The organism is Lactobacillus sp. UMNPBX6 (assembly GCF_002553975.1).
In the GTDB taxonomy this organism is placed as follows: domain Bacteria; phylum Bacillota; class Bacilli; order Lactobacillales; family Lactobacillaceae; genus Lactobacillus; species Lactobacillus gallinarum.
Map to the genome: position 1 here is coordinate 1 of NZ_PCZD01000141.1, position 364 is coordinate 364.

Sequence of the window (364 nt, forward strand, 5' to 3'; positions counted from 1 at the left end):
GATACTTTCCAAGCAAGCAACAAATAGAAAGGGTGGTGAAGGCTGATGGCTGGTTCATTACAAAGTGTTAAGCGTCGAATCAATTCGACCAAGAAAACACAACAAATCACAAATGCCATGCAAATGGTATCAACTGTAAAATTGAATCAAATTCAAAGACATACAGCAAGTTATCAAGTCTATGCCGCCAAGATTCGGAGTGTAATCACTCACCTTGCTAAATCACACTTATTGGATAGCATTTCAGTAAGCAGCTCATCAAAGAAGAGCGACGATCCGATGAGTTCATTGGGAATGTTGCAACAACGTCCGGTCAAGAAAGTCGGAATTGTTGTGATCACATCAGACCGGGGCTTAGTTGGAA

The 364-nt window shown here is 41.2% G+C and carries 1 protein-coding gene; it reads left to right on the forward strand.

What is annotated here, in order from left to right; genetic code table 11:
- Nucleotides 1-45 precede the first annotated feature (45 nt).
- The coding region (locus CP357_RS10025; RefSeq protein ID WP_199161064.1) for a F0F1 ATP synthase subunit gamma at nucleotides 46-364 on the forward strand (319 nt) is incomplete at its 3' end.